Below are 17611 nucleotides of genomic sequence, written 5' to 3' on the forward strand. Positions count from 1 at the left end.
TGCTTAAATAACGGGTGAGTGAAGTTAATAACTCCCACTCACCTCGGTTATGTATCTGGAGTGAATACTAACCAAAACATTGATTCGATAAAAACTGCTTACGAGATAAGCTTAGGACTTAGTCAATAATGAAGGGCTGGTTAGTCCCTCTCTGCACCAGACCAATTTAGAATAATCTACATTGTGTGATTCATAGACATAGTTTCAACCTGGCGATCTCTAAATCTAGCTTATAATTTGCGTCCTGAACCCTTTCGTTTTTAATATCATAGTTACTCATGACTTCATCAGAGAATGGCGTTTCATTTGCTATATCGAAGTATTTTTCCATCGGCGTTTTGCCTTTGTGGGCACTATGAGGTCGCTCCCAGTTGTAATAATGTTGCCACTCAGAGAGCTGGTTATCCAAATCGTCCGAAGTGATATCTACCGTTGCGTAAAATTCGGTTTTATCCGTTTTTTGAGAACGTTCAACTTTACCATTTAAATGTGGTGAAGCTGGTTTGTTTGGGCGAAATTTGATACTTAATGCCATCATCTTTTTCTGTACTTTCTCAGCAAAAAACTCTCGACCTCGATCAGTCTGGAAACGCTGTATTGGAAATGGCATCTCTTCAATAACAGCATCAATGAAATCTAAGGTATTAGCAGCCGTACGCCTCTTGTAGAGCCTTAGAACCCTATATYTAGTGCAATCATCAATAGATGTGTATTGGTAAAGTCCTGGGGCTATTTTACAGGTATCCATCTGAACTCTATCGCCAGGTAAAGGACGTTCGTATCTTATGAAATCCGTTTTTCGCCTGAATTTTTGAACCGGCTTCACTTGATGTTTTTTGAGAATCTTATGGATTGTAGCAAGGGCTAATGATATTCCATGAAGCCTAGAAAGCTCACTTTGAAGTCTTCGAGCACCAAGATTTCTTGTCGCACGTAGCTCTAAGACCAAAGCTTCTACTTTGTCTGTAACTTTGAGATTTGGGGACGAGTGAGGACGTTTACTCTGGCTGACTAATCCATCCTTACCAAACTCTTGATAGCGTTGCCACCATTTGCGGAGAGTAGGTCTAGTAATACCACATCTTCGGCAAACTAGACCTGCATTCTTAGTCTTTTTAAGTAACTCGATCCACACTAATCGTTGCTGAATGTCATCGTTCATAATACGTAAGTATAGTGAAAGGATGTCTATGAATCACACACATTAAGAAACGTTTGTGTTTCAAATTTTAGATTAATAAAAGCGGAGTCACGCCCTCTCATCTTTTGCTCTAGAGTTACTCTAACCCCATCAGGGTCAATCGCCACCCAACGCTTACCATTACAGCGCCCCTGTAAGACACATTGATATGAACTCAGCTCGCCAGAGGTAAAATCTATAACTTGATAACCACTATCAATGAGTGAATCTTTAATTTTATGAAAATCGCTTTTGAAACTAACGCCATGAGCCGAATAATCATGCGTACTCATAACCACTTTCACTAGCCCTTTTTCGGGAATTTGAACAAGCTTGTACAACTTCGCGAGAGAATTGTTTTTAGGTAGGTAATCTGTTTTAACTTCAGAGTAATCCTGAACTTTAGTCACCTTCCCATACTTGCCTATGTCCTCACCCCAAGTAATTCCAAAAGGAGTCGACGCTGATACAGTCATCGGTACTATCAGTAAAAGCAAACTAAGTAATTTCATCTATCATTCCATCGAGTCAAAATTTTGGCGCATACTACCATTAAAGAGGTATACGTCAAGAATTTAGATCACATAAATAAAAAACGCTAAATTACAATGAGTAAAGCTCATACCTCAAAGGCCAACTTTCGATATCAAGCTCTTTAAAGTGCAATAAATTGACAGTCTTATCCTCCACTCTCCAACTACTGCTTAGTTCAAAATCAACTTAAGCAAAATGACATATAAACTCACTAAATCGAATTAATCCAACTTAGAAAATACCTATATGAGTCCAAGTGGACTTTATGCTAGTTTGCCCAGCTAAATATATCTAATTGGTTAGATGGCGATTGCTCGCAATCAAGAACTGCATATAAAGGACAAGGACTCAATGAGATCATCTAAGTTAACCATCGCCTTGCTAAGTTCAACCCTATTGACCCTAAGCGGCTGCGCCCTCACTTCAGCGCCTAAGCTTGTAAGTGAGTTGCAATTTAACGATCCGCAGTTTGCAAAGTGCGTACAGCAAAATGGAATAGAAGAGCTAGCTCAGATCACTGAGCTTAGCTGTAATGGCCAGCAAATTACCAATGTAGATGAGGTTCGCTTCATGCCTGCGCTGACGGCATTGGTATTACTGGATAATAAAATCACTGACATAGATATCAGCGAGCTTGAGCATCTAGACCGCCTTATTATCGGCAATAACCTACTGAGCCATATCGATCTGTCTAACAACCCACAACTTATCGCAGTTAATGTTTCCGGCAATAACATCGACGCATTGGATGTGAGTGGGAACCCTATGCTCAAGAGTCTCTATGCCTATAAGTTACCACTGACCAGCATAGACGTTTCAGCGCAACCCAAACTCAGGGATCTCGGCCTAAGTCGCCATCAACTGACCGATATTGACCTATCAGCTAACCCAGAGCTACAGACATTGAATTTATCGGTCGGTACTCTCAATAAAATCGATCTGTCGAATAACCCAAAGCTCAACCACCTCTATTTGTCAGGTAACCAACTTACAGAACTCGACCTCGGCAGCAATCCCGAACTAAGAGTCGTTGCAGTCAGAAATAACCAGCTCAAGCAGTTAGACCTGAGCCACAATCCGCAACTGATTAAAGTCAAAGCCGACTACAACCAGATTGATGACATTCAATTCAATGATGGCGCACCATTAACCGAGCTAGAGCTGAATAATAATCGCATTACAGGGCTAGATATCTCCTCGTTCAAGCCGCTCGAGAAACTCGTTGCATTCAATAATCCCCTACAGCAACTGACCTTAAATGAGCAACATCAGCCAAGGATACTCTCAATAGAAGGCACACCGGTTTCGATGGCCAATAACAGCCTAAATAAACAGGCTATCTCTAACTTATTATCACCACGGGTGAGCATTGTTGAAGGTGGCACCATTACTCAAAATGGTAATCAATACCATGTGTCTGCCAGCCAACTAGTGATGCCGGGTCTCGGCCAATATATCGGCTTTCGGTACGCGGTTAGCCTGCCAAAGGACAGCTCAGGCAAAGTCGACTCTAGCCTTGCCAATCAAAATCAATTTCCGATTACGGTGCGTATGACTCATCCAGAGATAGTCGACCCTAAAAGTGGCAAAGGCTTTACCAGCTCAAGCTGGACTGACACCATGTTCAAGCACGACCGTAATCTGGCCATGTGGTATTTCGGTGAGCCACATGAGCTAGTTACAGGGCGCTGGACACTGGAACTCCTCTATCGCGATGCCGTTGTGGCCAAAAAATCTTTCATGTTAGTCAATATGGATGAGAAAGCTGAACTAAACAGTCAGCAAAACAGAGTCATTGAGCAAGGATTAACGCTAATGAGTGTAGTCACTCAGGGGGAGCGTTATCTGTGTGGTGAGAAGAAGTATCGCTCCTGTTTTCAATTTGATGATAGCGATAGCTGTGCACAAAGCTTGAAACCATATAAAGAGCAATGCCAGCAAGTGACATTAAAAGCCATTAATCAACATTCAAGCAAAAATTCAGACCTTAACGAGCAACTAAAGGCCTTTTTTAGCGGCTACACTGCCTGTATGGGCAGCCAATACATCCAAGCGACTGAGCTTAACCCACAACAGGTAGGCAACTGTTTAAGCCAATAGCGCTTAAGCGTTTTATAATAAACATCTTTTCAAGCCCGCCTCGAGCGGGCTTTTTCTTAATTAACTCCCACCAACGACTTAAACATGGGGATCGAAAGTCCCGAGTCTTCCTGCTCCAACAATACTTATTAACAATTCAAATGTTGACATTTTATAACGATTCTAGAAGATAGCTTAGTTAACAATAATAAAAAGTTTATTAAAAATATCATAATAAAGTCCGTTAAAAACGATAATAACTTTTGACAAGGAAGAAAGCATAAAAATGAAAAAGTCCTTAATTGCTATTGCCTTAGCCACAACCTTTCTAGGTGGCTGTGGTACATCAGACGTAAGTAACGACACCAAAACCGAAGTCACGAAAACCGCCAATACTCAAGCTGAGTTAGGCAGCTTCGGTGTTGATTTAAGCGCACGAAACGAAGCGGTAAAACCTGGTGATGACTTCTTTATGTACGCCAGCGGTACTTGGTACGACAACTATGTGATGCCTGCTGATAAGACCCGCTTCGGCGCCTTTAATGCTCTTGCTGAGCGTAGTGAAAAGCAAGTTAAAGAGATCATCGACGATATTGCAAGCCGCAGCGACCTTAACGCCGAAGAGCAACTCATTGCTGATTTCTATCAGTCTTACATGGACACAGATACCATCAATAAACTCGGTATCAAGCCAATCCAAGGCACCCTAGATCAAATTAAAGCCGTTAAAAATACTGATGATTTAACCAAGGTTTTCGGTCAATCTTGGCTCACAGGTGCTAGCTCACCAATTTATGGTGGCATGTGGTTCAACCGCCTCGATCCAAATCAGTATGAGATGTCGATTGGCGCAGGCGGCTTAGGTTTACCAGACCGCTCGTACTACCTCGAAGACGCTGAGCGCTTTGTTAAGATCCGCAAAGCTTATGTCACGCATATCGCTGAAATGCTCGCCTTTGCAGGGATTAAAGATGGTCAAGCCCGTGCCGAAGCGATCTTAGCGTTAGAAACTAAGATGGCCGAAGGTCAATGGCCACGAGAGAAGCGCCGTAACCGTGACTTAACCCTAAACCAAATTAAGCGTGCCGATCTTGCAAAACAGTACCCAGGCTTTGATTGGGATGCTTACTTTGCACAAACGGGTTACCAAGTACCACAGCTAAACATCTCTCAACCAGATCCGGTTAAGGCGATGATTGAGCTGGTCAACAAAGAACCACTGAATGTGTGGCAGGATTACTTAACTTTCCACACAGTAAGTAACAACGCCGGCCTGTTATCTGAAGATATCTACGCAGCTAACTTTGCCTTCTATGGCAAAACCCTAAATGGTCAGCAAGAGCCGCGTCCACGCTGGAAGCGCGCAATCTCTGAAATGTCTGGCACTCAATCTTTAGGCTTTGCCATCGGTAAAGTGTATGTGGCACGCTACTTCCCTGAGTCATCTAAAAAGCAGATGGCCGAGCTGGTTGAAAACCTACGTACCGCGATGGGCGAACGTATCGATGATTTAGACTGGATGGGCGCCGAAACTAAGGTGAACGCCCATGCTAAGCTTGCCGCATTTAACCCGAAAATCGGTTACCCAGATGTTTGGCAAGAGTTTGATGGTGTAGAACTGACTAACAACAACCTTGTTGGTAATATTCAAAACCTACGTCAATTCTTTAATGCCGATAGCGTCGCTAAAGAGCTTAAGAAAACTGACCGCAACCGTTGGGGTATGACACCACAGCGCGTTAACGCCTACTACAACAGTTCGTTTAACGAGATTGTTTTCCCGGCAGCAATTCTACAACCGCCGTTTTTCGATCCGAATGCCGATCCAGCCGTCAACTACGGTGGTATTGGTGCGGTTATCGGTCATGAGATGGGTCATGGTTTCGATGACCAAGGCTCAAAGTCTGACGCCAACGGTATCCAGCGTAACTGGTGGACCGATGCAGACCGTGCCGCCTTTGAAGCCAAAGCTGATCAACTTGCCGCACAGTACAGCGAGTACGAACCTATTCCCGATAACTTCGTTAACGGCCGTAACAGCCTAGGCGAAAACATCGGTGACGTCGGTGGCCTTGCCATGGCTTACCATGCATACAAACTAAGCCTTAACGGTAAAGAAGCGCCAGTGATTGACGGCGTAACAGGCGATCAACGCTTCTTCCTCGCATGGGCACAAGTGTGGAAGGAAAAACGCACAGAGCAAAGTATGCTTAACCAGCTACGTGCAGGAACTCACGCACCGGGTCGTTACCGCGCCCTAGCGCCACGTAACCATGATGCTTGGTACAAGGCGTTTGATGTTAAGCCGGGTGACGCACTGTATCTACCTGAAGATCAGCGCGTACGCATCTGGTAATCGGCTAATGTTTATCGATTAATCTAAAAATGCCAGTCAGCTATCTGACTGGCATTTTTTATTGCTAACTTTTTATAACTAACCTTTTATTCCAACTTTTTTATTCAAAAGTCATCTCAATCAGATGAAACGGTTATATCTGCAAGGGTTTTAAAAGCATAAATCGACCCGATATTGATATTGTAGAACCGGAATAATCAAAACGGCTCAACCATTAAAAACGATTAAAATCGATAGGACATGAGATGACAAACCAATACACACCCGCAAGAGTTTGGACCATGGATGAGCAAAATGGTGGCCAATGGGCCAATATCAATCGTCCCGATTCAGGCCCTAGGCATGAGCAAGCATTACCTAAGGGTAAACAACCGTTGCAACTGTATTCATTAGCGACACCTAACGGCCAAAAAGTCACCATTATGCTGGAGGAGTTACTCGCCAAAGGCGTAAAAAGTGCCGAGTACGATGCCTATATAATCAACATTGGTGAAGGCGACCAATTTTCATCAGGTTTTGTCGATATTAACCCGAACTCAAAAATCCCCGCACTGCTAGACAACTCAGCAGATAAGCCAATTCGTGTATTTGAATCGGGTAACATTCTGCTTTATCTAGCCGAAAAGTATGGCCATTTTTTACCCAAAGATCTTGCCGCTAAAACAGAGGTGATGAACTGGCTATTTTGGCTGCAAGGTTCAGCCCCATACTTGGGTGGCGGTTTCGGCCATTTCTATGCTTACGCACCAGAAAAGTTCGAGTATCCAATTAACCGCTTTGCCATGGAGACCAAGCGTCAACTCGACGTGCTCGATAAACAGCTTGCCAATAATGAATTCATCGGCGGTGATGAGTACAGTATTGCCGATATCGCTATCTGGCCTTGGTATGGCAATCTCGTTCTGGGCAACTTATACGATGCTGCCGAGTTTTTAGATGTTACCAGTTACCCTCATCTGCAACGCTGGGCGAAGCAGATAAGCCAGCGCGATGGCGTAAAACGGGGTCGTATCGTCAACCGAACATTCGGCGAAGAGTGGGAGCAGCTTAGCGAGCGCCACAGCGCCGCCGATATCGATGCGGTGCTAGCGAAACAACCTTAACACTGTCACAATAAGATAACGCCAGTCATCGACTGGCATTACGCTTTAAAAATAATCAGTTAGCTTTCCCTCATAGCGTTGTGAGATCCACGCCAAACTTCCAAATTTCACAATATGTTAATTTTCGCATCATCGCTTATTTGAACAAAAGGTTAACGCCTTTTGTTCAATGAGGTGTCATCGCCTGAAACAAACCCGAACAGTAAACTGACAAGGATGCATACGTGACTACAGCGACTACAGCCGAAGTAACACACAGCCTTTCGCCCCTTTCCAACGCCATTGTTGATAAAGCCATTGATAACGTCACCCGTAAGCTGGTTGGCGGAATGAGAAACAAAAATAACTCCCAACCCGGCAGCAAAAATCCCAGCATAAAACAATCTATGTCTGACACGCTTGCAGCCACCTCGGCCGAAGATGTTATGCAAGTTGCCAATAGAGGAGTTGCGTGGAAGGAGATGATCACGAAAAGCTTATCTCACGGGATCTCGTCACTATCTAGCATGCAATACGATGGCCAGTTCACCGTAAAAGACGGTATGGCAGAGGGCTTACACCAAGTGCCGAGGACCCCTGGGGTATATGTAGTATTTGATAAAACAGATACCCCAGTTTATGTCGGTGATAGCACCAATATTCGCAGCCGCTGGCATGCAGGCCACCTCAATGAAAATCGTCAAAAGCTCAATAATGGCGAGCAATATAAGCTTTCAGAGCAACTTACCGAAGGTTGTGTGGTGAAGTTTATCTCTTGTGAATCAAAAGAAACCGCAGCGGCAATTGAAGCCCACCTAATTAAGGAAGCACAACCTGCGGTTAATGCTCGCGAGGAATTACTGAACGCACAAGGAACTCGCTCAAATATTGAAGCTAAGAAAATGAAAGATGCTTCAGGTAGCACTGCTAGCCTTGCTACAGGGGCTGCTAAAGCCGCTGTGGAGAATGTCGGTTGGAGCGTACTAGAAACGCTGATAACGACTTGTATTAAAGCCCTTAAAGATGAACTTGTCGATATTGTTTCCGGGGGCAAAACCAAACTTAAAGATCGGATTAAACGACTATTTAAAAAGGTCTGGGCTGTTATTGCCAATATCCTGAAAAATCCAGGTTCATTACTTAAAGGCATTTTCGAATTTATTGTTAATGCGTTTTCGAGTGCTATCCGTAAAATCTACCAATTAGCTCGCAATATTTACGACCTAGGTTACGCTGCATGGCAGCTGTATAAGGGTAAACAGACTCTGAGTAAGGCAGAGCTTGTGCAAAAAATATCGGAAACCATCATTACCAGTGGCTGCTTGGTCATTTGGGATGCGCTCGATCCCATCATTGAAGCCCAATTAATAGCATTTATCCCCCCAATTGCGCCTTATGCACCTTACATTGCAGCGACCATCGCAGCGATTGGTTTTGGTGTATCTAGTCACTACTTATCAGGTTTTGTTCCGAAGATTGTTGAGAAGATCGTTAACTACAATCCGATGCAACAGCAATCTCTAGAGCAGCAAAGAAGCGCCTGCGAACAGTTGGTGATTAATGCAGAGAAAGAATTAGTCATGATTAATGGTCTTGAAGATTATATGCGCTCTTCAAAAGAACTTGTCACCGAGTTGACCAGCCACACTCAGCAGTTAACACAACACCAAGCTATCGAACGTTTCAGCATCGAAGATAGACTAAATAGCATTTCCTTAGGAGCAAAAGCGTGACATTAGTAAAAGCCAAACAAGAGCTTATTGAAAGGCAAGAGTATCAAGTGTTCTTTCAAGATTTTGAAAGCAACTTAACTAAACTCACCCAGGCATTAAAAACCACTAAAGATGTGCAAAAGCTTGCTAATCAAATCAATGACAAAGGATTTTGGAGTAACGCCTTTGGCAGCATTTCAGGCCGCAACGATAAAGATCTCGCGGCTATGGTGGAAAACCTTGGTGCGAGTCTAGAAGTCACCCAAAACATCTTAACCATAGTGCTCAAGGTGCAGAACATTAAAAATGGCTTCCTAAAAGAGTTTCATGAAGCCTTAGTCGAAAAGATTGTAAAACTGAGCAAAGACGATCGCACGTTAGACAGCAACCAAAAAGAAGCCGCATTGGCTATCGTCAGCAAAATCGAACAGCAGGTCAGTTATCAACTCGCTCAATCACAGCAGATAGAAAACCATGAACGAAAGCTTATGGAACTGGATGATTTTGTAGAAGTTAAAGATATTCTCGATTCAGAGCAAAGTGCCAAAATAGCTCATTTAGATAAAACTTCACAGCAGATCATCCAAGGTGCCGATAACCGCCAAAAATTAATCAATGAGCTACAACAAAAGAGTGAGGCTAAGCGCAAGAAAGATCTCGCTCAAGATGAAGATATTAGCCAGTTGTCAAAAATGGCTCAATCACTGCAGGACGAGCTCAAACAAAAGAGTGAAGCTAAAAAGCTAAAAGATGCCTCCCAAGACAGCGCTATCGAAATGCTCAACCAACAAAAGGTCGAGCTAAAACTGCAACATCAACAAACAAGTCTACAGTTGCAAGCGCAAGCTGAAGAGATTGATGCTCTCAAACAAACTGTTCAAACACTGTCTGAGCAATCGCAGCGCAATGAACAGCAAGCTAATAAACTGGCTGCGAAGCTAGAACAAACGGCAAGCCACTTGAATCAAGCACAACAGCAACACATTGATTATGTGGCTTTTCAAGGGAAATTGTCTCAACGTTTAGTGCGAAACCTATTACCAATAGTGGCAACCATAGCCAGTACTATCGCCCTGTATTTAGGCCTACAACCACTGTAATACCTATCGGTATCGCCCCTTGCAGCGAGACTGTTTATAGCTAGGCTCTTTAATAACAAAGGGCTTTAACAACAAATAGTGAGGAGGCTTATTCTGATTACGATTAGAACCTGCCTCACTATTGTTTAGCTTAGAAGTAGTATGAAATCCCAAGTTCGACCCTATGGTCATTATCGATTTCAGACAAAGCCCCACCATTGAATTTACCACTTTGGCTTGCCTTAGCATCGCTACGGGTATAAGTGTGGCTTAACTCTGTCCACCAATTGCCATTATCACTAATCGGCATCCCAAATCCTGTTTTTACTTTAAAGATGTTGGCCGATAGCTTTGCTTTACTGCCAGTCTGGCTTGGTTTGCCGTCAAGATGCATAAACTGGGGTTGAATAACCAAGTATTTCCCCAAATTCCCTAGTGCAATAGAGCCAAAGAGGTTGAGCTGATAACCGCTTAAATCGACACGGTTACCACTACCTTGTTCTGCCTTGCCTTTCACATAAGCGATGTTAGGGTAAAGTGATAGTGCTTGCCATGGTGTTGGCATTTTTGCAATGGCGCCAAGAGCGACAATATCGCTGCTGGTATCGGCATCAGTGCTTTTCCTATCTTTCATGTAATCAACAGAAAATCCCGCTTGTGGCAAAATGTTGCTGTCTGTATCTAACACTTGAAAATAGCGCAGGCGTGAGTTCTGGTCTTTTTTTTCCTAATTGATTATTTTTGGTAGCAACGTTATGTTCAACAAGGCCAATAAAGTTATTACCTTCAGAATAGTTGCCAGCTAACCCTAGCATGGCATTGAGTTTCCCCTCGTTGTCTACTGTTCCATAGGCAAAAGAGTTAACTGCTGTAAGATCCGATGGATCTGGCTGAGTGTCACTCGCCCAAGCAGCGCCAGATAAGCTGAGAGTTAGAGTGAGAGCGAGTATTGCTTTGTTCATAAGATCTCCTAAAAGGCATCTTTGCCAATGGTCTTAAAACGAAAAGAGGGATATGCGTTAACGATAAAGAACCATTGTATAAATACGCTTTGGCTAGACATCACTAGGAGAGTTAGTTGATGTTAATGACGCTGCTATATCTGGAATAAGAGAGGTGAGGTTAAGCTTTTAAATAACTTAACTCTTTAGGGTTTAATGCAAAGGCGCGAGGTAATTACCTAGCGCCTTTTGTAAATAGCGTGAATTCATCGACTAACTAGCTATGACTAGCTGCCAACGCCGCAGCGGCTTAAGCGCTTAATCACCGCCTCATGCTGAGGGTAATCCTTTAATAATGTTTCCTGGCTGAACAGCTCAAAGTCATCGAAGGTAAAGCCTGGCGACACCATGCAACCCACTAATGAAAAGCCCGGCTTGTTCATCGCCGAGCCAAAGATACAGCCTTTCGGTACCAGAAACTGTGGCCGCTCACCTGCTGCCAAATCTAAACCTAGCTGCGCCGTAGTTAGCTCGCCTTGCTCATCAATCATGTAAATCGTTAACGACTCGCCCGCGTGGAAGTACCACATCTCATCGGCAGTTAAGCGATGGAAGTTGGACACCTCACCTGTACGTAATAAAAAGTAAATGCTAGTCCATAGCGAGCGAGTATCGTCAAACTCTTGATCTGAGCGATATGATGAGCGGAAGTAGCCGCCTTCAACATGCTGTTCTAGTTCTAGATGTTCAATAAAGTATTCAGCGGTTTGCATTACAACGACCTATTTTGTTGTGAACGTTTTTGTAGGAGTGTTTTATAAAAAACAGCGCAGAAGTGTAATCCAATACAAGGCAAAAGACTGCGACCACTATTAGAGTTTTACTGTTTATCTATCGCAGTTAAAAGCGCAATAAAAAACCCAAGGCGCTAACCTTGGGTTTAAAAGAGAGATCTTCTTATCAATTGCAATAGCAATTGGCGTGGCTTGCTTAATGCTTGCCCATTACGCCGTCGCGAACCATCTCTTTGCCAGTCTCATACACTTCATCTGTTACCCAACGGGCGTGCAACAGTTTATGGTTCGCATCAAACACTGCAACAAAGTGACGGCCATCAGCATTGTTGGTTGCCATCCCGACACCTTCCACACCTTGAAGACCCAAACCACCGGTTTCAACCGATACTAAAAAGCGTCTTAGATCGTCTAGGTTATCAATTACTTTTTGCTCGTCACTCATACTTAATACTCTTATCTGTGCCATCAACGACAGCCATCAACAACAGGGCGTTAAGCCCCAAATATACTATGCGGCGTACTTTACAGATCATAGCCAAAGATTAAAAGACTGCAGCATAAATAACAAAAGCGCTCACTCAAGCCTGAGGGCTATAAACAACTGCATGTGATTTAAGCGCATGCTTATTTAGTCTATTAGCTTGGTCACAATTCACGGTTTAATTTATTAACTTTCAACCAGCCCATGTAATACTCCCGCCGCAATAATACCAATCAGTATAACCCTACAATTAAGATGGATTACTCTCGATGTCTGAAATTAAATTTGGTGTATTAGGCCAGTATTTTCATTGCCCAGTGAAAGGTGATTTTGAGTATGCGTCTAACGCATTGGTGCTTGTTGATGATGGGGGTATGATCGCCGCAATCCTCACCGAAAAAGATACCGACTTTCAAACACAGATCAGCCAATTATCTGCCAATAAGCAACTCACCAAATTAAGCAACAGCCAATATCTAATGCCGGGCATGGTCGATTTGCACGTACATGCGCCGCAGTTTCCACAAGCGGGTAAAGGCCTAGATTTGCCCCTTTACGATTGGCTACAAGATTACACCTTCCCATTAGAAGCCAAGTTTGCTGATATGGACTTCACTAAGCAGATCTATCCAAGCTTAGTTAAGTCACTGCTGGCTAACGGCACCACCAGCGCGGTGTACTTTGCAACCATTCATAAAGATAGCTCTGTTGAGCTTGCTCGTGAATGCCTAAAGCAAGGGCAGCGCGGCTTTATCGGTAAGGTCAATATGGATGAGGCCAGCCAGTGCCCACCATTTTATATTGAAGCCTCAACCAGCGATGCCCTAATCGACACCGAAGACTTTATCCAGCAAGTTCTGCAACTTGAAGGCAATGAACACAGATTGGTTTCACCAGTCGTGACGCCACGCTTTGTGCCAAGTTGCACTTCAGAAATGCTGCAAGGTTTAGGCGAGCTGGTACAAAAGTATCAATGCCATGTGCAGACTCACTGCTCAGAGAGCGATTGGGCACGCGATTATAGCCAAGAGAAGTACGGCAAGACCGATGTTGAGATCTACAGTGATTTTGGCTTAATGACCAACAAGACCATTCTGGCACACTCTATCTTCTTAACGCCCAATGATCACAAGGTGATTAAGGCGACTGGCGCGAGTATTGCTCACTGCCCGTTATCAAACATGTACTTTGCCAATGCGGCGATGCAGACCCGCGAGATTTTAGATAATGACTTAAAATGCGGTTTAGGTAGTGACCTTGCTGGCGCCCCTATTCCATCAATCTTCCACACTTGCCTTGATGCGGTTAACCATTCACGCGTACGCGAAGATGGCACATCGACCTATCTGCCAGCCGATACTCGCGGCGAAAGCGGTTCTCGCATCTCATTCTTAGAGTCTTACTGGATGGCGACAGTCGGTGGTGGACAAGCGATTGACGCCAAAGTGGGTTTGTTCCAGCCAGGCTTTGAGTTCGATGCCTTAGTGGTCGATACATCAGTTACTGACAGCAACATCTTTATCCTCGATGAGATGGATAGCGCCAAAGATAAGTTAGAGAAAATCATCACCCTAAATAGCCGCCAAAACATCCGTAAGGTGTGGGTTAAAGGCCAATTAGTGATAGAGAAGTAACCTCTAAAATGACTCTTCTGGTGTTACACCAGATATAAAAAAGGCTCAGAAGAATAAGCTTCTGAGCCTTTTTTTGTTTATCAGTTTTACAAACTACACATTCAAGCGAGCCGGATTAATGCCCATCAACAAAGGCAAACTTGATAATAAACAGCAATGCGACTATCGCCACACCAGGGTGAATTTCACGCCAGCGATTAGTACCCGCTTTTAGCACGCAGTAGGTAATAAAGCCTGCCGCCACACCTTCTGTAATCGAGAAGGTAAACGGCATCATCACCGCAGTGATAAAGGCTGGGGCCGACTCAGTTAAGTCTTTGCCGTCGATTTTAGCTAGTTCTGACGACATTAAAATGCCCACATACACCAGCGCGCCCGCAACCGCATAACCCGGCACCATAGCCGCCAGTGGCGAGAAGAAAATCACTAAGATAAACAGTAGGCCAGCAACAATTGCGGCTAAACCCGTGCGGCCACCCGCAGCCACGCCCGCAGAGCTTTCAATGTAAGCGGTAACCGTTGATGTGCCCATATAAGCGCCAACGACAGAGGTTGCAGAATCGGTCATTAACGCTTGCTTCATACGTGGGAAACGGCCGCGCTTATCGGTAAAACCACATTTTTCGGTCACACCAATCATGGTACCTGAGCTATCAAATAGGCTAACCAGTGCAAATGAGAAAATCACGCCCATTAACGCCACATCGAGTGAACCCGCTAAATCCAACTCACCAAAGGTATTAGCGATACTTGGCGGCATAGACACAATACCTGTGTATTCGATATCGCCCATCAAGGCCGCAATGGCAGTCACGATAGCAATCGACACCAACACAGCAGAATGAATACCACGAGAAGCTAAGATAACGATGATAAAGAAACCTAACGCGCCTAATACACATTGCAGCGAGCTTAAGTCGCCCACAGTGATCATGGTTGCAGGGCTTGCCACTACAATGCCAGCGTTACTAAAGCCGACCATGGCGATCAGCAAACCGATACCACTCGGAATACCGATGCGTAAGCATTTTGGAATGTTAGTTAAGATCCACGAGCGGATCCCAAGTAAGGACACAATCGCAAAACAAACTGCGCCCCAGAAAATGGTGCCCATGCCGACTTGCCAGCTCACGCCCATGCCAACTACCACAGAGAAAGCAAAAAACGCGTTTAAGCCCATGGCTGGCGCAAGTGCGATAGGCAGGTTAGCAATCAGACCCATGGCGATACAGCCGATGGCGCTGATCATACAGGTCACCACAAATACCTCACTGGCATCCATTCCGGCAGCAGAAAGGATTTGTGGGTTAACAAAGACGATATACACCATGGTCATGAAGGTGGTAATACCCGCGATGACTTCGGTAGAGACTGTGGTGTTATGGGCCGAGAGTTTGAAAAAGCGTTCCATCAATCCCGCTTTAGCAGGGATTGCCGCTGAATTAGCAGCCGTGTTAGCGGCTTCAGGGCATGCTTCTACATCACAGTGCGGTGTGTTACTTGGCGTACTCATAAATAGATTGTTTCCAACTTTAATTCACAGAACCAGCGCCCTAAACATTAGGTTTTAAGTTAACTGCGCCAATACTGATAGACAGGCGCGCGCACTTAATCGCCAGAAACAGGTATTCCGGCGATGACGACTTAGCGATTACGGTTTTATATAACGAGGGGCGCTATTGTAGGCCACTGGCGGGGGCAAACAGGAGTGATTAGCCTCACAAATTTCAGAGTTATTTAGAAAATGGTCAACATAAATAACCGCCAATTTGGTTACCGGTTTTCTCGGCAGTAAAAATCTTCGGGTTCCAGCGAGAGCGCAACCAATAAGACCTTAACCTAAGCCTTTAGATACAAAGAATTATTGAGCTAAAACACGCTCAATGCTAGTGTCAGCCAAAGCTTGTTCACATTCCAAGGAAAGAAAAATGCTAAAGAAAATCTTAGCCAGTGTCGGCATTGGCAAGGCGACTGTCGATACCATCTTGCTCGATGAGCAATTAAGAGCCGGTGAACCTTTTAAGATCGAGGTGGTGATTAAGGGCGGCGACGTCGAACAAGAACTCAATGGTCTTGAGTTTGCCATCATGGCCGAAGCCAAAGCCGAGCAAAAAGTCGGTGACGATGAGGTAAAGTACAACAAGAGCGTGGTATTGCAAAGCTGGACGCCTATGCTCAAGCAAAGCATCCAACCGGGTGAAGTGATCACTCGCCAGTTTAATCTGGAGCTACATCCAGAGGCGCCTGCTACTAGCCTATTTGGTCAACGCATCGCTAAGGTCTGGCTACAAACGGGTCTAGATATCAAGAACGGCATCGACGGCTTAGACAAAGACCCATTGGTGATCGTCCCGTCCAATACCCAACTTGCAGTGTTAGAGCTTATCGAGAACAGCGGTTACCGTTTGTTTAAATCGGATATCGAAGCAGGGTTTGTTCGCGCACAGGGGTTTGCATCGCATCTGCCTTGCTACCAAGAGTATGAGTTTAAGCCTCAATCACGCTCCTTTTTTGGTGCACGTGAACTAGAGGTGACCTTTGTCGATAATGGCGCCGAAACTGGGGTATTGATTGAAATCGATAGAGCCTTTACCGGCGATGGCTACCGCAGCATCTCAATTCCTAATCACTGCGATAGCGTAGAGAGCGTTCGCCCCTATGTGGAAAGGCTGCTCGGTTAGAAGTAATTAGCGGCAAGAATAGCGCGCGTAAATAATGCGAGTAAACACCGCGGTAAATCAGCTAATTGAACCTATCATGGCTCCCCTTTACTGGGGTCGCGATAGCAAACAGCAACTTTTACTCTTCTTGCAGAAGCTAGGGTAAAATGAGCGTAAAGCTAAAAAGCCAGCATCAATTGCTGGCTTTTTCTTCATACACTATCTACATAGGAAAAGACTTACAGTTTACTCAGGGATAGGTTTTTTCTCGGCTTCTCGCTTTAGTTCCTCTGCTTTTTTACTGGCTTCGCGTTCATACCTTTCGACATCCTCTCTCGCATCACGCGCATCCTTCTGAGCTTCTTGCATATCCTTGTCCGCAGCTTTACGAGCCTCGCGCTCATACTTGTCGGCATCCTTCTGACCCTCTTTCATATCCTTGTCCGTAGCTTTACGAGCCTCGCGCTCATCCTTCTGAGCCGCTTTCATCTCCTTGTCTGCAGCTTTACGGGCCTCACGCTCATCCTTCTGAGCCGCTTTMATCTCCTTGTCTGCAGCTTTACGGGCCTCACGCTCATCCTTCTGAGCTGCTTTCATCTCCTTGTCTGCAGCTTTACGGGCCTCACGCTCATCCTTCTGAGCCGCTTTCATCTCCTTGTCTGCAGCTTTACGGGCCTCACGCTCATACTTGTCGGCCTCCTTCCTCGCTTCTCTAGCCTCTTTCTTCGCTTCCTTTTGTGCCTGCTTGTCAGCTTTTTCCGGGGGCTCGGCCATTGCATTCGAAGATAGTGCGGCCAAAAACGTAGATACAGCTAATGCTTTAATCAGTTCAGCTACTCTCATTTTCAAACTCCTCTGTCACCTAATACCTTTATCCAAAGCGATTTATCTTGCGATTTCCAACATTAAAAACGAGTTCAATTCATTATAGCTAAGCAGAAAAAATGAGCCCTTCCCCAGAAATTAATAAGTGTTTTGCTCGGTTTTAAGCCGACAAAAGTCATAAATTCAAAATATATAAATAAATATTAATCTAGTTTGCTTATTTTTCACTCTTTCAAAGATATCCCATAGAT

Annotated in this window: 15 protein-coding genes; 7 read left to right on the top strand and 8 right to left on the bottom strand. The window is 44.5% G+C overall.

All coding sequences use genetic code 11. The annotated features are described in order from the left end of the window. Positions 1-190: 190 nt before the first annotated feature. Positions 191-1162 carry an IS481 family transposase gene (locus tag L1D44_RS20950; protein ID WP_239893146.1) on the bottom strand — a complete coding sequence of 324 codons (972 nt, stop codon included), beginning with the start codon at positions 1160-1162 and terminating at the stop codon, positions 191-193. A gap of 26 nt (positions 1163-1188) precedes the next feature. Next, positions 1189-1692 (bottom strand): hypothetical protein, encoded by a 504-nt coding sequence (locus L1D44_RS20955; protein ID WP_239893147.1) that lies wholly within the window; start codon positions 1690-1692, stop codon positions 1189-1191. A 373-nt stretch (positions 1693-2065) separates the two neighbouring features. Here L1D44_RS20955 and L1D44_RS20960 point away from each other — a divergent pair, with 373 nt between their 5' ends. From L1D44_RS20960 to L1D44_RS20980, 5 genes are all read left to right on the top strand, one after another. After that, the gene (locus L1D44_RS20960) at positions 2066-3814 is read left to right on the top strand and encodes a DUF3859 domain-containing protein (RefSeq protein WP_239893148.1); all 1749 of its coding nucleotides are present in this window, start codon (positions 2066-2068) and stop codon (positions 3812-3814) included. A 265-nt stretch (positions 3815-4079) separates the two neighbouring features. Beyond that, on the top strand, positions 4080-6149 hold the full coding sequence (locus L1D44_RS20965) for a M13 family metallopeptidase (RefSeq protein ID WP_239893149.1): 2070 nt from the start codon (positions 4080-4082) through the stop codon (positions 6147-6149). A 245-nt stretch (positions 6150-6394) separates the two neighbouring features. After that, entirely contained in the window at positions 6395-7252 is an 858-nt protein-coding gene (gene yghU, locus L1D44_RS20970; protein WP_239893150.1) for a glutathione-dependent disulfide-bond oxidoreductase, read from the top strand. 224 nt (positions 7253-7476) lie between these two features. Further along, positions 7477-8964, top strand: coding sequence for a GIY-YIG nuclease family protein (locus L1D44_RS20975; protein WP_239893151.1), 1488 nt, complete (start codon positions 7477-7479; stop codon positions 8962-8964). Further along, positions 8961-10043 (top strand): hypothetical protein, encoded by a 1083-nt coding sequence (locus tag L1D44_RS20980; protein ID WP_239893152.1) that lies wholly within the window; start codon positions 8961-8963, stop codon positions 10041-10043. The genes L1D44_RS20975 and L1D44_RS20980 overlap by 4 nt, the downstream gene beginning before the upstream one ends. 130 nt (positions 10044-10173) lie before the next feature. On the opposite strand, the gene L1D44_RS20985 is transcribed toward L1D44_RS20980, so the two are convergent. The 4 genes from L1D44_RS20985 to L1D44_RS21000 all read right to left on the bottom strand — a co-directional run bounded on the left by L1D44_RS20985 (position 10174) and on the right by L1D44_RS21000 (position 12202). Further along, the gene (locus L1D44_RS20985) at positions 10174-10656 is read right to left on the bottom strand and encodes a hypothetical protein (RefSeq protein WP_239893153.1); all 483 of its coding nucleotides are present in this window, start codon (positions 10654-10656) and stop codon (positions 10174-10176) included. Between the two features lie 4 nt (positions 10657-10660). Continuing rightward, entirely contained in the window at positions 10661-10984 is a 324-nt protein-coding gene (locus tag L1D44_RS20990; protein ID WP_239893154.1) for a hypothetical protein, read from the bottom strand. A 266-nt stretch (positions 10985-11250) separates the two neighbouring features. Next, the gene (locus L1D44_RS20995) at positions 11251-11736 is read right to left on the bottom strand and encodes a cupin domain-containing protein (RefSeq protein WP_239893155.1); all 486 of its coding nucleotides are present in this window, start codon (positions 11734-11736) and stop codon (positions 11251-11253) included. A 217-nt stretch (positions 11737-11953) separates the two neighbouring features. After that, a complete protein-coding gene (locus L1D44_RS21000) occupies positions 11954-12202 on the bottom strand; it encodes a hypothetical protein (RefSeq protein ID WP_239893156.1) in 249 nt (82 codons plus the stop codon). A gap of 308 nt (positions 12203-12510) precedes the next feature. Between L1D44_RS21000 and guaD the strand changes: the two genes are divergently transcribed. After that, positions 12511-13875, top strand: coding sequence for a guanine deaminase (gene guaD, locus L1D44_RS21005; protein ID WP_239893157.1), 1365 nt, complete (start codon positions 12511-12513; stop codon positions 13873-13875). Between the two features lie 115 nt (positions 13876-13990). On the opposite strand, the gene L1D44_RS21010 is transcribed toward guaD, so the two are convergent. Further along, positions 13991-15289, bottom strand: coding sequence for an NCS2 family permease (locus tag L1D44_RS21010; RefSeq protein ID WP_275660557.1), 1299 nt, complete (start codon positions 15287-15289; stop codon positions 13991-13993). A gap of 514 nt (positions 15290-15803) precedes the next feature. Here L1D44_RS21010 and L1D44_RS21015 point away from each other — a divergent pair. Continuing rightward, a complete protein-coding gene (locus tag L1D44_RS21015) occupies positions 15804-16556 on the top strand; it encodes a sporulation protein (RefSeq protein ID WP_239893158.1) in 753 nt (250 codons plus the stop codon). A gap of 225 nt (positions 16557-16781) precedes the next feature. On the opposite strand, the gene L1D44_RS21020 is transcribed toward L1D44_RS21015, so the two are convergent. Beyond that, the gene (locus tag L1D44_RS21020; RefSeq protein ID WP_239893159.1) at positions 16782-17378 is read right to left on the bottom strand and encodes a cell envelope integrity protein TolA; all 597 of its coding nucleotides are present in this window, start codon (positions 17376-17378) and stop codon (positions 16782-16784) included. Positions 17379-17611 lie beyond the last annotated feature (233 nt).

The organism is Shewanella sp. Isolate13, assembly GCF_022398325.1.
Lineage (GTDB): Bacteria > Pseudomonadota > Gammaproteobacteria > Enterobacterales > Shewanellaceae > Shewanella.

What these genes read in the sequence shown, in the direction of transcription:
- L1D44_RS20955 (WP_239893147.1), bottom strand. Translation starts at nt 1,692, where the DNA reads ATGAAATTACTTAGTTTGCTTTTACTGATAGTACCGATGACTGTATCA.
- L1D44_RS20960 (WP_239893148.1), top strand. Translation starts at nt 2,066, where the DNA reads ATGAGATCATCTAAGTTAACCATCGCCTTGCTAAGTTCAACCCTATTG.
- L1D44_RS20965 (WP_239893149.1), top strand. Translation starts at nt 4,080, where the DNA reads ATGAAAAAGTCCTTAATTGCTATTGCCTTAGCCACAACCTTTCTAGGT.
- yghU (WP_239893150.1), top strand. Translation starts at nt 6,395, where the DNA reads ATGACAAACCAATACACACCCGCAAGAGTTTGGACCATGGATGAGCAA.
- L1D44_RS20985 (WP_239893153.1), bottom strand. Translation starts at nt 10,656, where the DNA reads ATGAAAGATAGGAAAAGCACTGATGCCGATACCAGCAGCGATATTGTC.
- L1D44_RS20990 (WP_239893154.1), bottom strand. Translation starts at nt 10,984, where the DNA reads ATGAACAAAGCAATACTCGCTCTCACTCTAACTCTCAGCTTATCTGGC.
- L1D44_RS20995 (WP_239893155.1), bottom strand. Translation starts at nt 11,736, where the DNA reads ATGCAAACCGCTGAATACTTTATTGAACATCTAGAACTAGAACAGCAT.
- L1D44_RS21000 (WP_239893156.1), bottom strand. Translation starts at nt 12,202, where the DNA reads ATGAGTGACGAGCAAAAAGTAATTGATAACCTAGACGATCTAAGACGC.
- guaD (WP_239893157.1), top strand. Translation starts at nt 12,511, where the DNA reads ATGTCTGAAATTAAATTTGGTGTATTAGGCCAGTATTTTCATTGCCCA.
- L1D44_RS21015 (WP_239893158.1), top strand. Translation starts at nt 15,804, where the DNA reads ATGCTAAAGAAAATCTTAGCCAGTGTCGGCATTGGCAAGGCGACTGTC.